Origin of the sequence: Hymenobacter psychrotolerans DSM 18569, from assembly GCF_900142395.1 — a bacterium.
Classification (GTDB): Bacteria; Bacteroidota; Bacteroidia; order Cytophagales; family Hymenobacteraceae; genus Hymenobacter; species Hymenobacter psychrotolerans.
Map to the genome: position 1 here is coordinate 53,985 of NZ_FRAS01000019.1, position 19,971 is coordinate 73,955.

20 protein-coding genes and 1 tRNA gene are annotated in these 19,971 nt (G+C 58.3%); 13 read left to right on the top strand and 8 right to left on the bottom strand.

Annotated features, from left to right (window positions below; translation table 11 throughout):
* Positions 1-135 precede the first annotated feature (135 nt).
* Both BUE15_RS16005 and BUE15_RS16010 read left to right on the top strand, forming a co-directional pair.
* On the top strand, positions 136-1,215 hold the full coding sequence (locus tag BUE15_RS16005) for an LptF/LptG family permease (protein ID WP_073287359.1): 1,080 nt from the start codon (positions 136-138) through the stop codon (positions 1,213-1,215).
* 87 nt (positions 1,216-1,302) lie between these two features.
* Entirely contained in the window at positions 1,303-2,277 is a 975-nt protein-coding gene (locus BUE15_RS16010) for a DMT family transporter (RefSeq protein WP_073287362.1), read from the top strand.
* Here BUE15_RS16010 and ispE read toward each other — a convergent pair whose 3' ends face one another.
* Entirely contained in the window at positions 2,278-3,096 is an 819-nt protein-coding gene (gene ispE, locus BUE15_RS16015; RefSeq protein ID WP_073287364.1) for a 4-(cytidine 5'-diphospho)-2-C-methyl-D-erythritol kinase, read from the bottom strand.
* 159 nt (positions 3,097-3,255) lie between these two features.
* Here ispE and BUE15_RS16020 point away from each other — a divergent pair, with 159 nt between their 5' ends.
* The 3 genes from BUE15_RS16020 to BUE15_RS16030 all read left to right on the top strand — a co-directional run bounded on the left by BUE15_RS16020 (position 3,256) and on the right by BUE15_RS16030 (position 5,823).
* Entirely contained in the window at positions 3,256-3,906 is a 651-nt protein-coding gene (locus BUE15_RS16020; RefSeq protein ID WP_073287367.1) for a sugar transferase, read from the top strand.
* Positions 3,903-4,589, top strand: a complete 687-nt coding sequence (locus BUE15_RS16025) for an acetyltransferase (protein WP_073287370.1) — start codon at positions 3,903-3,905, stop codon at positions 4,587-4,589. The genes BUE15_RS16020 and BUE15_RS16025 overlap by 4 nt, the downstream gene beginning before the upstream one ends.
* Before the next feature lie 94 nt (positions 4,590-4,683).
* Positions 4,684-5,823 (top strand): DegT/DnrJ/EryC1/StrS family aminotransferase, encoded by a 1,140-nt coding sequence (locus BUE15_RS16030; RefSeq protein ID WP_073287373.1) that lies wholly within the window; start codon positions 4,684-4,686, stop codon positions 5,821-5,823.
* A 193-nt stretch (positions 5,824-6,016) separates the two neighbouring features.
* On the opposite strand, the gene BUE15_RS16035 is transcribed toward BUE15_RS16030, so the two are convergent.
* From BUE15_RS16035 to atpD, 3 genes are all read right to left on the bottom strand, one after another.
* Entirely contained in the window at positions 6,017-7,138 is a 1,122-nt protein-coding gene (locus BUE15_RS16035; protein ID WP_073287376.1) for a trans-sulfuration enzyme family protein, read from the bottom strand.
* A gap of 144 nt (positions 7,139-7,282) precedes the next feature.
* A complete protein-coding gene (gene atpC / locus BUE15_RS16040) occupies positions 7,283-7,522 on the bottom strand; it encodes an ATP synthase F1 subunit epsilon (protein ID WP_073287379.1) in 240 nt (79 codons plus the stop codon).
* Between the two features lie 79 nt (positions 7,523-7,601).
* Positions 7,602-9,107 carry a F0F1 ATP synthase subunit beta gene (gene atpD, locus BUE15_RS16045; RefSeq protein WP_073287382.1) on the bottom strand — a complete coding sequence of 502 codons (1,506 nt, stop codon included), beginning with the start codon at positions 9,105-9,107 and terminating at the stop codon, positions 7,602-7,604.
* Positions 9,108-9,384: 277 nt separating this feature from the next.
* On the opposite strand from atpD, the gene BUE15_RS16050 reads away from it, so the two are divergent.
* From BUE15_RS16050 to pth, 6 genes are all read left to right on the top strand, one after another.
* Positions 9,385-9,457: transfer RNA gene (locus tag BUE15_RS16050), tRNA-Gln, on the top strand.
* 89 nt (positions 9,458-9,546) lie between these two features.
* Positions 9,547-10,476: a ribose-phosphate pyrophosphokinase gene (locus BUE15_RS16055; protein ID WP_073287386.1), complete on the top strand. Its 930-nt coding sequence runs from the start codon at positions 9,547-9,549 to the stop codon at positions 10,474-10,476.
* 68 nt (positions 10,477-10,544) lie between these two features.
* Positions 10,545-11,186 carry a hypothetical protein gene (locus BUE15_RS21680; protein WP_139252347.1) on the top strand — a complete coding sequence of 214 codons (642 nt, stop codon included), beginning with the start codon at positions 10,545-10,547 and terminating at the stop codon, positions 11,184-11,186.
* Complete coding sequence (locus BUE15_RS21685; protein WP_139252348.1) at positions 11,170-11,556, top strand: hypothetical protein; 387 nt, start codon at positions 11,170-11,172, stop codon at positions 11,554-11,556. Before BUE15_RS21680 ends, BUE15_RS21685 begins: the two co-directional genes overlap by 17 nt.
* Before the next feature lie 95 nt (positions 11,557-11,651).
* Positions 11,652-12,224, top strand: coding sequence for a 50S ribosomal protein L25/general stress protein Ctc (locus BUE15_RS16060; RefSeq protein ID WP_073287389.1), 573 nt, complete (start codon positions 11,652-11,654; stop codon positions 12,222-12,224).
* A 165-nt stretch (positions 12,225-12,389) separates the two neighbouring features.
* Positions 12,390-12,956 (top strand): aminoacyl-tRNA hydrolase, encoded by a 567-nt coding sequence (gene pth / locus BUE15_RS16065; protein ID WP_073287391.1) that lies wholly within the window; start codon positions 12,390-12,392, stop codon positions 12,954-12,956.
* 52 nt (positions 12,957-13,008) lie between these two features.
* Here the strand turns inward: pth and BUE15_RS21690 are convergent, their stop codons facing one another.
* Together BUE15_RS21690 and metG are read right to left on the bottom strand one after the other, a co-directional pair.
* Entirely contained in the window at positions 13,009-13,575 is a 567-nt protein-coding gene (locus BUE15_RS21690; protein WP_139252349.1) for a hypothetical protein, read from the bottom strand.
* A 255-nt stretch (positions 13,576-13,830) separates the two neighbouring features.
* A complete protein-coding gene (gene metG / locus BUE15_RS16070; RefSeq protein ID WP_073287394.1) occupies positions 13,831-15,876 on the bottom strand; it encodes a methionine--tRNA ligase in 2,046 nt (681 codons plus the stop codon).
* Between the two features lie 203 nt (positions 15,877-16,079).
* On the opposite strand from metG, the gene BUE15_RS16075 reads away from it, so the two are divergent.
* On the top strand, positions 16,080-16,691 hold the full coding sequence (locus BUE15_RS16075) for a hypothetical protein (protein WP_073287397.1): 612 nt from the start codon (positions 16,080-16,082) through the stop codon (positions 16,689-16,691).
* A gap of 87 nt (positions 16,692-16,778) precedes the next feature.
* Here the strand turns inward: BUE15_RS16075 and BUE15_RS16080 are convergent, their stop codons facing one another.
* Together BUE15_RS16080 and msrB are read right to left on the bottom strand one after the other, a co-directional pair.
* Entirely contained in the window at positions 16,779-17,135 is a 357-nt protein-coding gene (locus BUE15_RS16080; RefSeq protein WP_073287400.1) for a hypothetical protein, read from the bottom strand.
* A gap of 139 nt (positions 17,136-17,274) precedes the next feature.
* Positions 17,275-17,850, bottom strand: coding sequence for a peptide-methionine (R)-S-oxide reductase MsrB (gene msrB, locus BUE15_RS16085; RefSeq protein WP_073287403.1), 576 nt, complete (start codon positions 17,848-17,850; stop codon positions 17,275-17,277).
* A gap of 254 nt (positions 17,851-18,104) precedes the next feature.
* Between msrB and typA the strand changes: the two genes are divergently transcribed.
* On the top strand, positions 18,105-19,913 hold the full coding sequence (gene typA, locus BUE15_RS16090; protein WP_073287406.1) for a translational GTPase TypA: 1,809 nt from the start codon (positions 18,105-18,107) through the stop codon (positions 19,911-19,913).
* The last annotated feature ends 58 nt before the right edge of the window (positions 19,914-19,971 follow it).

The following is a 19,971-nucleotide window of genomic DNA, read 5'->3' on the forward strand; positions in this document are numbered from 1 at the left end:
ACTCGTCCTGCCTGGTCTGGTGCCCGCGAAATCGAAGCACCTTGCTGGTATGGCGACTTACATTGTACCCCTACGTCGGCGCGCCCGATGCTTCGGCAGGCGCCGCATACCGTTCAGATAGTTTGTTCATCCGCTATGCTTCGGATTCTCGACAAATACATTCTCAAGAAATTCCTCACGGCCTTCTTCTTCACGGTGGTGGTGCTGGTGATGGTGATTTGCGTGATTGACTTCACGGAGAAGAACGACGACTTTATCCAGCACAACCTGGGCGCGTGGAAGATTATCACGGAGTATTACGTGAACCTGTTTCCGTACTACGCCAACCTGCTCTCCCCTATCACGGTGTTTATAGCGGTGGTATTCGTGACGGCCCAGCTGGCGGCGCGCACCGAAATTGTGGCCATTCTGGCTTCCGGCGTGAGCTTTAAGCGGCTGCTGGTGCCTTACATGATGGGCAGCTTGGTACTGGCCGTGGTTACGGTGGCCCTGACGGGCTGGATTATTCCGAACGCCAACAAAACGCGGGTGGAATTTGAGCGCCGCTACATCAAAAACCCCTACCGCTTCAGTGGCCGCAACGTGCACATCAAGGTGGGGCCGACGAGCTACGCCTTTATGGAAAGCTACGACAACGTGAACAACGTAGGCTACAAGTTTGCGCTCGAAACCATTGAGGGCACGCTGCTCAAGCGCCGCATGACGGCCGAGGCCATCACCTGGGACTCTACGAAGCGGGCCTGGCGCCTGACGCCGCAGCTGGTGCGCACCTTCCGGGGGCAGCAGGAAACGCTGCTGGCACTGCCCGCCCGCGACACTACGCTCAACTTGTATCCCAAGGATTTTGCCAGCACCTACCGCCTCAGCGAAACCCTGACGCTGCCCGAGCTCAACGCCTTCATTCAGCAGAAAATAGATCGGGGCGCCTCGGACACGCAGATTTACCTGAGCGAGAAATACGAGCGGTACGCCTATCCGTACGCCATTTTCATCCTCACCATCATCGGCGTGATTATGAGTGCGCGCAAAAGCCGGGCGGGCGTGGGCGGGCAGATTGCGCTGGGCTTCGTGCTGGCTTTTGTGTTCATCATCTTCGTGATTCTGAGCCGCAACTTCGCGCAGGTCGGCTCCCTTTCGCCGCTGCTGGCCGCCTGGATTCCCAGCATCGTTTTCACCGGCATCGGGCTGGTGCTCTACCGTATCGTCCCCCGGTAGCTTCATTGAGTGAATGAGTGAATGAGTGAATGGCGGAAGCTTCCTCACCTGGTTATTCACTCATTCTCTCATTTACCCATTCACTCAATGCTAAAAGACTACCTGCGCCTGCATTTTATTGTCCTGCTCTGGGGCTTCACGGCCATACTGGGCAAGCTGATTTCGGTGCCGCCGGTGGAGCTGGTGTTTTGGCGGACGCTGCTGGCAGCCGCCGGACTGTTGGGCCTGCTGGCCGTGCGCCGGCAGCCGTGGCGGATGCCGGCCGGCGAGGCGCTGCGTCTATTGGGCGTGGGCGCGCTGGTGGCAGCTCACTGGATTACGTTTTTTCTGGCCGCGCGCCTCTCGTCGGTGAGTGTGTGTCTGGCCGGTATGGCCACGCTGGCCCTCTGGACGTCGTTGCTGGAGCCGCTGCTCCTGTGGCGGCGGGTGCGGTTCTACGAGGTGGGGCTGGGCCTGCTCACGATGGTCGGCCTGTACATTGTGACGCAGGCCGTGTACAGCCACCCCACGCCGGCTGCGGACTGCGCGGTTCCGGAACACGGGCAGCTGCTGGGGCTGGGCGTGGCGGTTATTTCGGCGGGCCTGTCGGCGCTGTTCAGCGTGCTGAACTCCACGCTGGTGAAGCGCCACACGCCCATGCGCCTGACGCTCTATGAAATGGCCGGCGCCTGCCTGAGTATTGTGCTGTTTATGCCCGTCTACAGCCACTATTTCACGGAAGGCCGCGGCCTGCAGCTGGCCCTGAGCGGCTACGACTGGCTGTGGATGTTTCTACTGGCCGGCGCCTGCACGGTGTACGCCTTCTCTTCCTCCGTCGAGTTGATGAAGCGGATTTCGGCCTTTGTCGTGAACCTGACCATCAATCTGGAGCCGGTGTATGGCATCTTGCTGGCCGTGGGCATGTACACGCTCCGGGTGCCGGGTTTCGGGCAGGAACGGCTTTCCACGGGCTTCTACATCGGTACGCTGGTCATTCTGCTCAGCGTACTCATCCATCCGGTGCTCGACCAGTGGAACAAGCGCCGCCAACACAAAGCAGAAGCCGCCGAGGCTATAGTATAGCTACAGGCGTCCGTCCCAAACCAAGTATTCCTTCGGCAACTCTAGTTGCGGCGGTTGCTCCTGGCCCGGGAACAGGCCGTACACGGCCGAGCCGGAGCCGGAAAGGCTGGCGTAGGTGGCCCCGGCGGCGTACAATGCCTGCTTGATTTCGCCTAGCATGGGGTAGAAAGGTGTCAGGGCATCTTCAAAATCGTTGCTGACGGTGTCGCGCCAGGTTTCGAGGGGTTGGGCCAGCGCCTGCCGTAACTCGTGGCGCGGCGCACGGGGCGTCACGCGGCTGTAGGCCTCCGCCGTGCTGATGTGCAGCCCCGGGTACACCACTTTGCAGGCGGTACCGGTCAGATCAAGGCTGATATTTTCGAATACGTCGCCTTTTTCGTATGCAAAAACCGGCTTGTTCTGGATGAAAAAGGCGCAGTCGGAACCCAGCCGGCGGGCGTAGCCTTCCAGGGTTTCCGCCGGCAGATGCAGGGCAAACAGGTCGTTCAGCGCCTTCAGCGCAAACGCCGCATCGGCGGAGCCACCACCCAGCCCCGCCCCGATGGGCACTACTTTGTGCAGGTGCATCTGCACGGGCGGCAGCTCAAAATCGGCGCGCAATAGCTCGTAGGCGCGGCGGCACAGGTTGGTGGCCGGGTCGCCGGGCACCGGAATGCCGGTGAGGCTGAGCGTAGTTTCGGGGCCGGCGGCCGGCAGCACTTCCAGCGCATCAGCCCACGGCAGCGGCACAAACACCGATTCGAGGTTGCGAAAACCGTCGGGGCGCACCGCCGTGACGTAGAGGCCGAGGTTGAGTTTGGCGTTCGGGAAAACGAGCATGCAATAGAAGCTTTTTGGGCCGGCCGCTGGTCTTGCTTTCTATCTGTGTGGGCCGGGCCACCGGAAGGCGCAAGCTAAAGCGAAGAAGTGAAACTCGCGCCACGGCCGCATTTCCTTCTATTTTTGGCCTTCACCCGCCCTGTTTGCTTAACTGCCCCTATGTCCGTTGCTGAATCTGCCGGCTGGTACCGTCGCTGGGGCAAGCGCACCCTGGATGTGCTGCTGGCTGCTCCATTGCTGCTACTGGCGCTGCCGCTGCTGCTCCCGGCGGCGCTGGCGCTGGCTGTGCAGAACGGTGGGCCCTGGCTGTTCCGGCAGTTGCGGCCGGGCCTGCACGAGCGCCTTTTTCCGCTCTATAAGCTCCAGACCATGACTTCTGCCCGCGACCAGCACGGCCAGCTGCTGCCCGATGCGCAGCGTTTGCCGCGCCTGGGCCGCTGGCTGCGGGCCACTTCCCTCGATGAGCTGCCGCAGCTCTGGAACGTGCTGCGCGGCGACATCAGCCTGGTTGGCCCCCGGCCGCTGCTGCCCGAATACCTGCCGCTGTACTCGCCGGAGCAGGCCCGCCGCCACGCGGTGCGGCCCGGCATCACGGGCTGGGCCCAGATAAACGGCCGCAACGCCATCAGCTGGGAGCAGAAATTCCGCTACGATGTCTGGTATGTCGAGAACCTGAGCATTGCGCTGGACCTGCGCATTCTGGTCCGTACGGCCGGCCGCGTGCTGCGGGCCCACGATATCAGCGCCCCCGGCCACGCTACCACCAAGGCCTTTCGGGGCACTTCCTCCTCCCCCGACTCTTCACTATGACGCCTGCCTCTACTCTTTCCGCCGCGCCCGCTGCCGGCGCTCCACTCCTGCCCCTGGTGATTTTCGGAGCTGGCGGACTGGGCCGCGAGGTGCTGGTACTGGTGCGCCAGATCAACGAGCGGAACCCCACCTGGGAGCTGCGGGGCTTCTACGACGACGTGCGCCCCGCTGCCGAAACCCTCCATGGTCTGCCGTATCTGGGCACCGCCGCCGACCTGAACGCCACCGCTACGCCGCTGCACGTGGTGGTGGCCGTGGGCAGCAGCCAGGGGCGGGCTGTGGTGGTGCATCGGCTAACATCCCTGCACCTTTCCTTCCCTGTTCTCATTCATCCCGGCGTGGCCTGCGCCCCCTACCAGCAGCTGCAGTTCGGGCCGGGCTGCGTTGTTGCCCAGGGCTGCATCCTGACGACGGATATCACGCTGGGCCGCCATGTACTGCTCAATTTGGGCTGTACCATCGGCCACGATGCCGTGCTGGAAGACTTTTGCTCCCTGATGCCGCACGCCAACGTGGGCGGCGAAGCGCTTCTGGAAACCGGCGTATATCTGGGCACCAATGCCACCGTTATCAACCGGGTGCGTGTCGGGGCCCGCACCACCATCGGGGCCGGGGCCGTAGCCGTACGCGACGTGCCCGCCGACTGCACGGCTGTGGGCGTGCCGGCGCAGCGCATCAAGTAGCATGTAGGGTAGCCTGGCTTCCACGCTGCCGGCCGGCAGGCCCGCCAAAGTGCCGGCAGCACGTTCCAGGCTCGGCCGCTGCTACCTTTGCCCTATGCGCAGTCAGGACCACGACCGAATTTATCTTTCTCCTCCCCACCTCGGCCGCCACGAGCTGAATTACCTGCACAAGGCCATCGAGGACAACTGGGTGGCTCCGGCCGGCCCTAATCTGACCGGGTTTGAGCGCGACATCTGCGAGTACACCGGCGCGGCTCATTGCGTGGCACTTAGCTCTGGCACGGCGGCCATTCATCTGGGTCTGAAGCTGCTGGGCGTCGGCCCCGGCGACGAAGTGCTGTGCCCATCATTCACGTTTGTGGCCACGGCCAACCCGATTGTGTACCTGGGGGCCAGTCCGGTTTTTATTGACAGCGAGGCGGAAACCTGGAACCTGTGCCCCGAGCGGCTGCGCGAAGCCATGGAAGACCGGATTCGGCTTGGCAGGCGGCCCAAGGCGCTCATCATCGTGCACCTCTACGGCATGCCCTGCAAGTTGCGCGAAATCCTGGCTGTTGCCGCTGAATTTTGCGTTCCGGTGCTGGAGGATGCGGCCGAAGCGCTGGGCAGCCGCTACGAAGGGCAGCCGCTGGGTACCTTCGGGACAGTTGGTGTTTTCTCCTTCAATGGCAACAAAATCCTGACGACCAGCGGCGGCGGCGCTTTGGTAACCAACCATGCTGACTGGGACCAGAAAGCCCGCTTTTGGGCCACGCAGGCCAAAGACCCGGCCCCTTACTATCAGCACTCCGAAATCGGCTACAACTACCGCCTCAGCAACCTGCTGGCCGGCATCGGGCGCGGGCAGATGGAGCTGCTGGAAGACCGGGTGAAGCGCCGCCGCGAAATCTATGGGTGGTATCAGCAGCATCTGAATGGTGTTTCCGGCCTGTCCTTTGGCCCCACTGAGCCGACCGGCGGCCGCTCCAACCGCTGGCTCACCTGCGTGTTGCTGAACCCGGCCGAAACCACCGTCACGCCGGAGCGGCTGCGCCCGCATCTGGAAACCCGCAACATCGAAAGCCGCCCACTCTGGAAGCCGCTGCACTTGCAGCCGCTCTTTGCCAACGCGCCGATGTACGGCGGTGAGGTATGTACTACTTTGTTCGAGCAGGGTTTGTGCCTTCCCTCCGGTACTGCCATGCAGGACAGCGAGTTGCAACGGATTGCAGAAGCTATTACTGGTGCCTTCTAACGGCACTTCCCCGCCACCCAACTGGCATTTCTAGTACATAAAGTTCATTTGCTAGTTTATAACGCACAAAACTACGCCAGACTAGCATAAAGCGAAATCATGTCCCATTCAGCTGAATGAGCGTTTTTGTATGGTGCTATCAGCCCAAGTGCCATTTTTCAGACATAGCATGCGCCATGCGCTGGCAACAGCTTTACCGCAACGCCTGCTGCAGATCTGCCAGCAACTCCTCCACCGGCTCTATCCCCACCGACAGGCGCACCAGTCCCACCGTAATGCCCAGGTCAGCTTGCTGCTCCGGCGTCAGGTAGCGGTGCGAAGTACCCAGCGGATACGACAGCGACGAATCGACGCCCGCCAGGGAAGGCGCGAACGGGAACCGCTGGCTCCGTTGCATAAAGCGGTTTACCACCGCTGCATCATCGGCCAGCAGCACCGACATCATGCCACCGAACAGCCCGTGGCCCTGCTCCTTGGCCAGCGCGTGCTGCGGATGGTCGGGCAGGCCGGGGTAATACACGGCCCGCACGCCGGGCTGCTCCTGCAGAAACTCCGCTATGGCCAAGGCATTGTGGCTGTGCGCAGGCATGCGCAGATGCAGCGTTTTGAGGCCGCGCATGGCCAGCCAGCTTTCCATTGGGCTTAGCGTGAGGCCATACAGCACCCCAATCTGCTTGAGCCGCGCCGCCGTTTCGGGGTCTGCCGCTACCACGGCGCCGGCTGTTACATCGGAGTGGCCGGCAATGTATTTCGTGACGCTGTGCAGCACAATATCTACGCCCAGCGTTAGCGGCTTGGTCAGCATAGGCGTCGCAAAAGTATTGTCCACCACCAGTTTCAGGCCCAGCTGGTGGCATTCGGTGGCCAGCCGGCGCAAATCGGCGACGCGCAGCAGTGGGTTGCTCATGGTTTCGGCCAGCAGCAGGCGCGTGGTAGGCTGCACAAACTGCTTCAAGTCGTAGAGCTGCTCAAACGGCACATACGTCACCGCAATACCCATTCGGCTCAGCTCATTATTCAGCAACGACGACGAGCCGCCGTAGATATCCGCCGCGCACAGCACATGGTCGCCGGCCTGGCAGCAGGCCAGCAGCGCCGCGAAGATGGCCGCCATACCCGAGCCCGTAGCAATAGCCCCGGCACCGCCTTCCAGCCTGTTCACGGCCTCCGCCAGCTCGTCTGAGTTCGGGTTGCCGTTGCGCGAGTACAGGTAGCGGCTGCCCGGCTCCCCAAAGTAGAGCTCCAGCTCATTCAGATCCTCGAACTTGAAAACAGACGTCTGATAAATCGGGGTGATTTTGGGAATGATTTCCATAGAATACAGCGAAAGGAAACGCGGGGAAGAGTGGGCCGAAAGACGAATATGACCACGCAAAAGCTGCAGTCGGAACGGTTGAGCAGAAAACAAAAAAGCCTTTCCCGCAAGAGGAAAGGCTTTTCAGTCCGTGCTGAATGCCACTTACGCCGAAGCGCCTTCGGCCAGCACGATTACGTTGTTGCGCAGTACTTCTACCACGCCGCCCTCAATGTGAAAAGAGGCAGCACCGCCGTTGAGCACAACGTTGCCTTCTTTCAGTGCCGAAATCAGCGGAGCGTGGTTGTTGAGAACCTCAAACAGACCATCGGTACCCGGAAACTGGGCCGACGTAACCTCGCCTTCAAATACTTTCCGGTCCGGCGTGATGATTTCCAGATGCATATGCTTGGCTGTTGATTGTTAGGAGTTGCCTGGCGGAAACTGACTGTTGATCAATCAATTCCCGCCAGTCAACTACCAATTACTTGGCTTCGGCTACCAGCTTCTCGCCCTTGGCTACGGCATCTTCGATGTTGCCTACCAGGTTGAAAGCGGCTTCCGGCAGGTGGTCGTGCTTGCCGTCGATGATTTCGTTGAAGCCGCGGATGGTGTCCTTGATGTCAACGAGTACACCTTTGAGGCCGGTGAACTGCTCAGCCACGAAGAAGGGCTGCGACAGGAAGCGCTGCACGCGGCGGGCGCGGTTTACTACCTGCTTGTCCTCTTCGGAGAGTTCGTCCATACCCAGGATGGCGATGATGTCCTGCAGTTCCTTGTAGCGCTGCAGAATCTCCTTCACGCGCTGCGCGGTGTTGTAGTGCTCGTCGCCGAGCACGGCGGCCGACAGAATGCGCGAGGTGGAGTCCAGCGGGTCAACGGCCGGGTAGATGCCCAGCTCGGCGATTTTGCGGCTCAGTACCGTCGTGGCATCCAAGTGAGCGAAGGTGTTGGCCGGAGCCGGGTCAGTCAAGTCATCGGCAGGCACATAAACGGCCTGTACCGACGTGATGGAACCGCGCTTGGTGGAGGTAATCCGCTCCTGCATGGCACCCATTTCGGTAGCCAGCGTGGGCTGGTACCCTACGGCCGACGGCATCCGGCCCAGCAGAGCCGATACTTCGGAACCTGCCTGCGTGAAGCGGAAAATGTTGTCGATGAAGAACAGGATGTCGCGGCCGGCGCCGGTGCCATCACCGTCGCGGAAGCTTTCGGCAATCGTCAGACCCGACAGGGCTACGCGGGCACGCGCTCCGGGAGGCTCGTTCATCTGGCCGAACACGAGGGTCGCCTGCGACTTCTCCATCTCGACCATGTCTACTTTGCTCAGGTCCCAGCCGCCTTCTTCCATCGAGTGCTTGAACTCCTCGCCGTAGCGAATGATGTTGGCTTCGATGAATTCGCGCAGCAGGTCATTGCCTTCGCGGGTACGCTCACCTACACCGGCAAACACCGACAGACCCGAGTAGGCCTTGGCTACGTTATTGATGAGTTCCTGAATCAGCACGGTTTTGCCTACACCGGCACCACCGAACAGACCAATTTTACCGCCCTTTACATAAGGAGCAAGCAGGTCAATTACTTTAATGCCGGTGAAGAACACTTCCGAGGAAGTAGCCAGCTCTTCGAAAGCCGGAGCCTGACGGTGAATCGGCAGGCGCGTGGTGCTCGTGGGCTGCGGAATGCCGTCGATGGCATGGCCGATTACGTTGAACAGACGGCCTTTGATGCTGTCGCCGGTAGGCATAGAGATGGGCGCGCCCAGGTCACGCACTACAGCACCGCGGGTCAGGCCCTCGGTCGAGTCCATGGCGATGGTGCGGACCCGGTCTTCGCCCAGGTGCTGCTGGCACTCCAGGATAACTACCTGGCCGTTGTCTTTCACGACTTCAAGAGCGTCGAGAATGTTGGGGAGCTTGGAGCCTTCACCCGCGAAGCTCACGTCCACAACTGGACCGATAACCTGGGTGATTTTGCCGGTATTCGCCATTACGTTTTATGTATGGATGGGATGCAACTTTTCAGGGCGCAAAACTACGGCTTAATCCCCGCACGGCCAAAGTCAGAAGGGCAGGAAAGTTTTAGCATAACATTAAGCGGGGTCTTTCCCTGAAAATCAGGCACTCAGGCCCTGTAAAAGGCCTTTACCGGGCTACGAAGGCCAAAATTTCTGAAAAAATATTTCGACGAAAGTTTGCCTTGAATAAAAGCCGTAGTACATTTGCACACCCAAACGGCACACCGGCAACGGAAAACGAATGGGAAATTGTCCGATGGTGTAACTGGCAACACGCTTGATTTTGATTCAAGAAAGTCCAGGTTCGAGCCCTGGTCGGACAACCGACTAAGCAAAGCGAAAGGCGCTGATTCTTCCTCTCCCGGAAGAGTCGGCGCCTTTCGCTTTTTATTTTTCTTCCTTCCCCTACCCCATGTCACAGCAGGTAAAAATCTTCGCGGGCAACGCCTCCCACGAACTGGGTCTGAAAATCGCCGAAGCCTTCGGCCAGCCACTCGGCGACCTGAGCATTCAGCGTTTCGCCGATACGGAGCTGGGCCCCAGCTTCAATGAAAGCGTGCGGGGCTGCGCCGTGTTCCTGATTCAGAGCACCAACCCGCCGGCCGAAAATCTGGTGGAGCTGGCCCTGATGGTGGATGCCGCCAAACGCGCCTCTGCTTATAAGGTGAATATTGTGATGCCGTACATGGGCTATGCCCGCCAGGACCGCAAGGATAAGCCGCGCGTGAGCATCGGGGCCAAAGTGGTGGCCAACATGATTCAGAGCGTGGGCGCCGACCGCCTGGTGACCTGCGACCTGCACGCCGGCCAGATTCAGGGGTTCTACGATATTCCGGTAGACCACCTCGACGGCGCCACCGTGACGGCGCCTTATATCAAGAGCCTGAACCTCGACAATCTGATTTTTGCTTCGCCCGATGTGGGCGGTGTGGTACGGACCCGGGCCTTCGCCAAGAAATTCGGGGCCGAAATAGTAGTCTGCGACAAAATGCGCCTGCGAGCCAATGAAATTGCGTCCATGCAGGTAATCGGCGACGTAACGGGCATGAACGTGGTACTGGTAGACGACATCGTGGATACGGCCGGCACCATCTGCAAAGCCGCTGAGCTGCTGATGGAGCGCGGAGCCAAATCGGTGCGGGCCGTGATTACGCACGGTGTGCTTTCGGGCCCGGCGCACGAGCGAATCCGCAACTCGGCCCTGGAGGAGTTGGTAATTACTGATACGCTGCCGCTGAAGGAGGAGAACCACAAAATCAGGGTTATTTCCCTGGCACCGCTTTTCGCCTCAGCCATCCGCAACGTGGTGTCGCACGAGTCGATTAGCTCGCTGTTTGTGTAAAGCCATGCTGCAATATAAGCCCAGGGTCTTATAAATTGATTTATAAGACCCTGGGCTTATATTGCAGCATGAAAAACAATTCAACTGCCGTTATAACGGGCGACGTTGTTGAATCAACACAGTACAACTACAGTGATGTACTCTTTGTACTAAAAGAAAGTCTGACAAAAGCTTTTGAAAGACAACCAGGTGCTCGTTATGAAATTATCCGAGGTGACTCGTTTCAAATATTTGTTCCTGATAGCAACGTTGCATTATCCAAAGCCTTTGAGATAAGGGCTTTACTGCGTAGCAGTACTGTTGCCGGCATAGGAAATAAGGATCAGTTAGATGCCAAAATATCGATAGGCGTTAGCTCGCAAGCCAAGCATGAGCTTCGTGATTCTTTGGGGGAATCTTATGGGGCAGCTTTTTTACGTTCAGGTAGGCAACTGAATTTATTGAAAAGCAGTGGCCAACGTCTGGTAGTTGTGTCAGACGAACCAGACACTGATAGTTGGATGAATTTATGTCTCTCAGTTGCGGAATTAACTATTAGCCGTTGGAGTCCGGAGCAATGTAAAGCCATACTGGAAAGCATTAAAAATTGTAACCAAACCCAAATAGCCCAAACTCTAGGCATAACTCAAGCAGCTGTCAACCAAAGATTAAAAAATGCTGGTTGGACGATCATGCAAACCATCATTACAAAATTTGAACTTTATTATTAGAAAATTTAAAATGCCCCTCCTAACATATCAGTTTTGGCTTGCACTTGGTACATACGCACTTGTGCTCTGGCCTTGTGGCAAGCTTTTTCAAATTTTTGCTAAGAATGGGCTGAGCCGCACGCCGCCAGCAAGTGCTTTTGGCGCAGGTAGATACATCGGGTATTTTGAACGTACCATTATCGTTTTGCTTGTATTGAGAGGTGAATTTGAGGCAATAGGCCTTCTAGTTACAGCCAAATCAATTATCCGGATTCAAGATGCCCAAGCTAAAGAAGAATCAGAATACTTGATAGTAGGCACTTTGTATAGCTTTATGTGCGCTATTATTGCTGGCGAAATATGTCGTTGGCTATTGAAGGGAGAGCTGTAATGGTTTTTCCTCTTTCAACTCCCAAACAATCCGCCTATCTTTGCGGCCCGTTTGCCTGCTGTGGGCACGCGTTTTTTCCTCAAAAGCACACTTTTATGAAAAGCCTCGAGATTGTAGGGTTTAAAAGAGCGAATCTCGGTAAGAAGGACGCCAAGGCGCTGCGCCTGGAGTCGTATGTACCTTGTGTACTGTACGGCGGCACGGAGCAGGTTCACTTCTCTGCCCCCGCTATTCTCTTCCGCGAATTGCTGTACACGCCCGAAGTTCACATCGTGGACCTGAACGTGGAAGGCACGCACTACCGCGCTATCGTGCAGGATGCTCAGTTCCACCCCGTGAACGAGATGCTGCTGCACGTTGACTTCCTGGAGCTGCAGGACGGCAAAGAAGTGAAGATGGACATTCCCGTGAAATACGTTGGTGTTTCGCCGGGTGTACTGGCTGGTGGCAAGCTCGTGAGCAAGCTGCGTAAGCTGAAGGTGAAGGCTTCGCCTGAGAACCTGCCCGACTACGTAGAAGTAGACATTTCGGACCTGGGCCTCGGCAAATCCATCAAAGTGAGCAAAGTAGTTCCCAATAACTACACCATCCTCACCAACGAGCAGGCTCCTATTGCTACCGTGGCCATCCCACGTGCACTGAAAGGCCAGATGTCGGCCGACAAATAAGTCACCCATTTAGGCGGATTTCTCGGATTACACGGCTTTCGTGCCTGAGTCAGTCCACCACCGAAAAAGCCGTCCTGCTTGCAGGGCGGCTTTTTTGTTGATGCAGGAGCGCCCATACATTCAGCTTTTCTGCAAGCCAGACAATTTGCCTTAATCTGTAACTCTATGAAGTTTCTTGTGCTGTGCCTGGGCAACATCGGGCCGGAATATGCCGACACGCGCCACAACGTGGGCTTTATGGTGGGCGACTACCTGGCCCGCAAGCACGATGCCGCGCCCTGGCAGCTGGGCCGCCACGCATTCACCACCGAAATCAGGCACAAAGGCCACACCTACGTGCTGGTGAAGCCCACCACCTACATGAACCTGAGCGGCAAAGCGGCGGCTCACTGGCTGAGTACGCTCAAGCTCACCAAGGAAAACATGCTGGTTGTGACGGACGACCTGGCCCTGCCCTTCGGCAAGCTGCGGCTGAAAGCCAAAGGCTCGGCCGGCGGCCAGAACGGCCTCAAGCACATCCAGGAAACCCTGGGCTCCGACGAATACGCCCGCCTGCGCTTCGGCATCGACTCCAGCTTCTCCAAGGGTCGGCAAGTAGACTACGTGCTCAGCCCGTTTTCGGCGGATGAAAACATCGACCTGGAAGCCCGCCTGGAAAAAGCCGCCGAAGCCGTGCTGGCCTTTGGAGCACTGGGCGTGGAGCGCGCAATGAACGTGGTGAACGTGAAGTAATATCTAAGACAGTAAATAAAAAGCCGCAACCGTTTTACTCGGTTGCGGCTTTTTATTTACCCCGGATAAGATGATCTGAGAGTTTTTGCACACCAAAGTTGCTGGACAGACTATCTACTTTCTCACACAAAATTGTCAGTGTCTTTTCGGCTGTAGAAACGGCGGCTGCCAATGCCTGTATTTCCACTGAGAATTCTGGTAAGGTTGGTTGATCAAACTGTTCGTCTTCGTCATGACAGGTAATGCGCAGCCTGGATCCTTGTCGAGTGGCTTTCGGGCATGGATGGCCTTCCATGCAGAAATAGCCTGACTGAAACTGCGGTTGCACTAGTTCCTGCCAACTGTATAGATCAGCCAGCGTACCGCAACACTGCGGAACTAGTACAGGAGTACCGTCCAAGAACAGTATGCCGCCGCCGAACAAGGCACAGGAATCCGCTGCAGCTACTACCTCATCCCCGGGATGTAAGTGAGCTTGGATCAGCTTCTGTAAATCCTGTAAAGTCCAGTCATCTACCGCTATAAAACGGCTACCCGGTAATACACGCCTGTACTTGTTGAATCCGGCTATCTGTACTATGCGGGCCTCATGCTGCTCCCATTGCAGCGGATTTTGCATAAAATTCGACTCAGGCCGTGGCCCTATCCGTTGCCAATCAACAACTGACGGCGAAATTTCTATTACGGGGACTAGTTCCACTTTCATTGACCAATATATTATCGTATTACCAATTCCTACGCAGCTATATTTCTTTAATTCGGCATTCCAAACTGACTATCAAACAAGCTTTTACTAAGCTGCTCGATACCTACAAAAAAGGGAGCTATGACTGGCAATTACCAGTTATAGCTCCCTTTTATTCAATCTAAAAAATTACGCTACACCGCTGCCCGGCCGTACGGGGCTGCTGGGCTGCATGAGGCTGAGCACGCCATCGGCATTTTCGGCCATCAGGAGCATGCCCTGACTTTGAATGCCTTTGATTTCGCGGGGGGCGAGGTTGAGCAGCACCTGCACCTGCTGGCCGATGAGAGCCTCGGGCAGGAAATGCTCGGCAATGCCTGACACGATGGTGCGGGGCTCGTCGAAACCGAGGTCTACGCTGAGCTTGAGCAGCTTTTTGGTTTTGGCTACCTTCTCGGCGGCTACGATGGTGCCGATGCGCAAGTCCATCTGCTGGAATTGCTCGAAGCTCACGTCCTCTTTCGCGGGGGCGGCTACGGCAGCGGCCAGCTCGTTGGCTTTCTTGGTGTCGAGCAGCTTTTGCATCTGGGCTTCCACGGTGGCGTCCTCGATTTTGGTGAACAGTAGGGCGGCTTCGGCCAGCTGGTGGCCGGCGGGCAGCGCGTCGGGGCGGCCGGCCTGGGGCCAGGTGCCTTTCTCGGTGTTCAGCATGCGGCCCAGGCGGGCGGCGGCTTCGGGCAGGAAGGGCTCCAGCAGCGTGACGAAGGCGGCGGCCAGCTGCAGCGACACGTGCAGCACGGTGCCGGTGCGGGCCTCGTCGGTTTTGATGAGTTTCCAGGGCTCCTGGTCGGCCAGGTACTTGTTGCCCAGGCGCGAGAGGTTCATCAGCTCGTTCAGGGCGTCGCGGAAGCGGTAGTTGTCAATCAGCTCCCCGATGCGGGCCGGGAACTCCTGCAGCTGGCGCAGCACGTCTTCGTCCTCGGTGGTGAAGCTCACGGCGGCGGGTACTTTGCCTTCGAAGAACTTGTGGGTGAGCACCACGGCCCGGTTCACGAAGTTGCCGAGGTTGGCCACCAGCTCGTTGTTGTTGCGGGCCTGGAAGTCCTTCCAGGTGAAGTCGTTGTCCTTGGTTTCGGGGGCGTTGGCGCAGAGCACGTAGCGCAGCACGTCGGCCTGGCCGGGGAAGTCCTGCAGGTACTCGTGCAGCCACACGGCCCAGTTGCGGCTCGTGCTGATTTTGTCGCCTTCCAGGTTCAGGAACTCGTTGGCGGGCACGTTATCGGGCAGAATATAGTCGCCGTGGGCCTTGAGCATCGTGGGGAAGATGATGCAGTGGAACACGATGTTGTCCTTGCCGATGAAGTGCACCAGCTTGGTACCCTGGTCTTTCCAGTAGGTTTCCCAGGTGTCGGGCAGCAAATCTTTGGTGGCCGAGATGTAGCCGATAGGCGCATCAAACCACACGTAGAGCACCTTGCCCTCGGCCCCGGCCACCGGTACCGGCACGCCCCAGTCCAGGTCACGGGTTACGGCGCGGGGGTGCAGGCCCTGGTCAATCCAGCTCTTGCACTGGCCGTACACGTTGGCTTTCCAGTCCTGCTTATGGCCTTCCACAATCCACTCGCGCAGCCAGGGCTCGTACTGGTCCAGCGGCAGATACCAGTGTTTGGTTTCGCGCAGCACGGGCTGGTTGCCGCTGAGCATGGAGCGCGGATTGATGAGCTCCGTGGGGCTGAGCGAGGTGCCGCACTTCTCGCACTGGTCGCCGTAGGCATTTTCGTTGCCGCAGTTGGGGCAGGTGCCCACGATGTAGCGGTCGGCCAGAAACTGGTCGGCCTTCTCATCATAGTACTGCTCGGAAACCTGCTCGATGAACTTGCCTTCCTCATAGAGCTTCTTGAAAAAGCCGCTGGCTACTTCGGCGTGGGTTTGGGAAGACGTGCGCGAGTAGATATCGAACGACACGCCAAACTCCTGAAACGAGTCACGGATGATGGCATGATACTTATCGACCACCTGCTGGGGCGTGACGCCCTCCTTCTGGGCCCGGATGGTGATGGGCACGCCGTGCTCATCGGAGCCGCAGATGAATTTTACGTCGCGCTGCTGGGCGCGCAGGTAGCGCACGTAGATATCGGCGGGCAGGTACACGCCGGCCAGGTGGCCGATGTGTACGGGGCCGTTGGCGTAGGGCAGTGCGGCCGTGACGGTGTAGCGTTGGGGCAGAGAGGACATATCAGGGCAGAAAATCAAATAAGCAGACAAAACGCACCCCGCAAAGCGGGGCAACGGGAGTGCAAAGGAACAAGTAAATTGAGGAAAGGTGCAGGCTTAACGTAGGCTTAACCTCCCAGCCGCTAAATCCGGCTATACTTAAGCACCTTAGAGCGGAGTTTGTCCGTACTGAAGCAAGAACCTCCACACTACAGTCTGCACTCATGAAAAGCACCGATCAGAACCAGACCTCCGCGAAAAAGAAAAAAGAACCTACCGACAAAGCGCAGCGCAAAGCGGCGAAAGCCGCCCAAAAAGCCGCCGCAGGTGTTGCCGCTACTGGCTCGGGCAAGAAAAAAGGCCAGAAGAAAGCCCTGAAACTAGTGGCCAAACAGGTGCAGAAGGAACTGGACGGACGAATGAAGGAGCTGGTGAAGCAGATTCGCCAGGAAACCAAAGTCAAGCTCCAGGAAGTGGTGCAGGAGGCCAGCCAGCGGCTCGACACCGAGACGGAGGCCTTGCTGGAGCAGGCGCTGCATACGCTTCTGCGCCGCCCCGAAACCGGCACTCCGGCGGCTTCCGACAGTATTTCCGCTGACCTTGGCAACACGCCGGCGGCCAAACCAGCCGCTAGAGCGGCTGCCCCCAAAGCCCCCGCTACGACTGCCAAGCCTGCTCGCCGGGCGGCTCCCGCCCCTACCGCAACCCGCTCCGCTGCCCCTGCTGAAGCCACCTCAGCGCCGGCCCGCTCACGGTCTGCCGCTGCCAAAAAAGCGGCTAACTCCACTACAGCGCCCACAACGGCGGAAGACACGGCTAGCAACGGGAGTGTGTAGTGCTAGCGTTAGCCTACGGTAGTCAACTAAAATGCCCCGCAGCCATCATAGGCGGCGGGGCATTCTGGTGCATAGGGTGTTTGGTGCCTACGGCCGCAAAATGGTGTCTGCTGGGGCACCGTTGAGGCGGCGCAGACGAATTTCGGGTGTGGTGGTGTTGGGGTCGTTGGTGTTGAGGCTTTCCGGCCGCTTGCGCGAGTTGATACCGCTGGACTGCTCGCCCAGCTGCACCCGGCCGGGTGTGGCATCCGGCACCGCGCCCCCGTAGCCAGCGCCGCTGTTGTAGGCCGCTTTCCGGTCAGCATCGGTCTGGATGGTGGCCGGCAGCGCCGTGGGGCGTCCGGTTTCGTTGGACGTTTCCTGCGACGTAAAGCAGGCACTCAGCAAGCCGGTTGAGCCCAGCAGACAGCACATGGTAAGCAGACGGGCAGAAATATTTTTCATTGGAATAAGCCAGGAAGCAGCGCCAGAGCCGGCACGTCTCTCTACAACGCGTTAGATAGCATCCGGGTTAGCAGCCGGAAAACAAAACGGCCCGCCGGCCTTCGTTGCCAGCGGGCCGCCCCATACTTCAGCTCAGCCGTTACTTGGCTTTCTCGAACACCATGCCGTCGGAATTCATGCAGTAGCGCTGGCCGGTAGGCGCAGGACCGTCGTTGAAGACGTGGCCGAGGTGGCCGCCGCATTTGGCGCATACCAGCTCGTCGCGGCTCATGCCCATCGTGTTGTCCGTAGCAACTTTCAGGCTGCTGTCGGTGGCCGGTGCCCAGAAGCTGGGCCAGCCGGTGCCGGACTCGAACTTGGTTTCAGAGGAAAACAGCAAGGTGTGGTCGGCGGCGCAGTAGTAGTTGCCCTTCTCGTGGTTGTCGGCGTATTTGTTGGCAAAAGGACGCTCGGTGCCCTTTTCACGCAAAATAAAGTACTGAGCAGGAGTTAGCTGAGCCTTCCATTGCGCGTCGGTTTTGCGTACCGGAAACTCGTCGGAACGGCCGGTTACGGGCCTGGGCTTCGGATAGGCTTTGGCGCCGGCAGCGGGCTTAGCCACCGGACGCGGCGAGTCCGAAAGGTCCATATTGGCGTCGCGGGCACTCTTTTTCTGTGAGCACGCCGAGTTCAGCGTCAGCACGGAAAGCAATAAAATCAGGAGGGAACTACGCATTACGAGGGGAAAAGAGAAAAAAGGCCGACATCCAGCCTGCGTGCTCCGCAGACTGCCGAAAACAACATACGAAGCCTTGTAGTGGTTCGGCTTTGCGGCCCGCTGTAGTGGTTTGTGGCAGCGTGCGGGAACCTCAGCAGACCAATGAGTTGTAGTGCTTCGTGCCCGTGGTTTCTTCCCCTCTCAGTAACAATTCCTTAGTGCGGGCTTTTGCGCTAAACATTCCGTACCTTTGCGCCCGGAAAAACCTTTGTATGCAGAACATCCGGAATATCGCCATCATTGCCCACGTTGACCACGGCAAGACTACGCTCGTGGACAAGATCATTCACGCCTCGAAGCTTTTCGACGAGCACCAGCAGTTCGACGACTTGATCCTCGACAACAATGACCTGGAACGTGAGCGAGGCATCACCATCGTTTCCAAAAACGTATCCGTACGTTATAAGGACGTAAAAATCAACATCATCGACACGCCTGGTCACGCCGACTTCGGCGGCGAGGTGGAGCGCGTACTGAAGATGGCCGACGGCGTACTGCTGCTCGTCGATGCCTTCGAAGGCGCCATGCCCCAGACCCGTTTCGTGCTGGGCAAAGCCATTGACCTGGGCCTGAAGCCCATCGTGGTGGTAAACAAAGTCGATAAAGAAAACTGCCGCCCCGACGAGGTGCACGAGCAGGTGTTCGACCTCATGTTCAACCTCGGCGCTACCGAAGACCAGCTGGACTTCGTGACGCTGTACGGCTCCTCGAAGCAGGGTTGGATGAGCACCGACTGGAAAACCAAAACCGACAGCATCATTCCGCTGCTCGACGCTGTGGTGGCTTCTATCCCGGCTGCTCCTACCCTGGACGGCACGCCCCAGATGCAGGTTACCTCGCTCGACTACTCGTCGTTCGTGGGCCGTATCGCCATTGGTCGCGTACACCGCGGCACGCTGAAAGAAGGCGCTAACATGAGCCTTGTGAAGCGTGATGGCACCATCAAGAAAGTTAAGATCAAAGAACTGCAAGTATTCGAAGGCCTGGGCCGCACAAAAGTAGCCGAGGTTAGCTCAGGCGAAATCTGCGCCGTAACCGGCATCGAAGGCTTCGACATCGGCGACACCCTCGCTGACGCCGAAAACCCCGAAGGGCTGACCACCATCAGCATCGACGAGCCGACGATGAACATGCTGTTCACCATCAACAACTCGCCGTTCTTCGGTAAGGAAGGTAAGTTCGTGACCTCGCGTCACCTGCGTGACCGTCTGTTCAAGGAGACCGAGAAAAACCTGGCCCTGCGCGTAAAGGAAACCGACCGTGAGGACTCGTTCCTGGTGTACGGCCGCGGTATTCTTCACTTGTCAGTTCTCATCGAGACCATGCGTCGCGAAGGGTTCGAGCTGCAGGTAGGCCAGCCTCAGGTTCTGTTCCGTGAAGACGAGAACGGCAACCGTCTGGAGCCCATCGAGCACCTGGTAGTTGACGTGCCAGAGGAAACGGCTGGTAAGGTTATCGAGCTGGTAACGATGCGCAAAGGTGAGCTGACCATCATGGAGCCCAAGGGCGACCTGCAGCACCTGGAGTTCAATATCCCCGCTCGTGGTCTGATTGGTTTGCGTAACAACGTACTGACCGCCACGGCTGGTGAGGCTATCATGAACCACCGCTTCTCGGCTTACGAGCCCTACAAAGGCGTGATTCCAGGCCGTATTGCTGGTTCGCTGATTTCGATGGATACGGGTGCCGGCACCGCGTACACCATCGATAAGATGCAGGACCGCGGCGAGTTCTTCGTGGATCCAGGTGAGGAAGTATACGCTGGCCAGGTTATCGGGGAGCACACCCGCCCGAACGATTTGACCATCAACATCCAGAAAGGCAAGAAGCTCACCAACATGCGTGCTTCCGGCTCCGACGACAACGCCAAGATTATCCCGAAGCGTCAGTTCTCGCTGGAAGAAGCCATGGAATACATCCAGAAGGATGAGTACCTGGAGGTAACGCCTAAGTCGATGCGGATGCGCAAGATTCTGCTCGACGAAAACGAGCGTCTGCGCTCGGCCAAGAAAGTAGACTAACTGCCCGTCAGCTAGTTTGCAAAGGGGAGCAGCCGGTGGCTGCTCCCCTTTTTTTGTG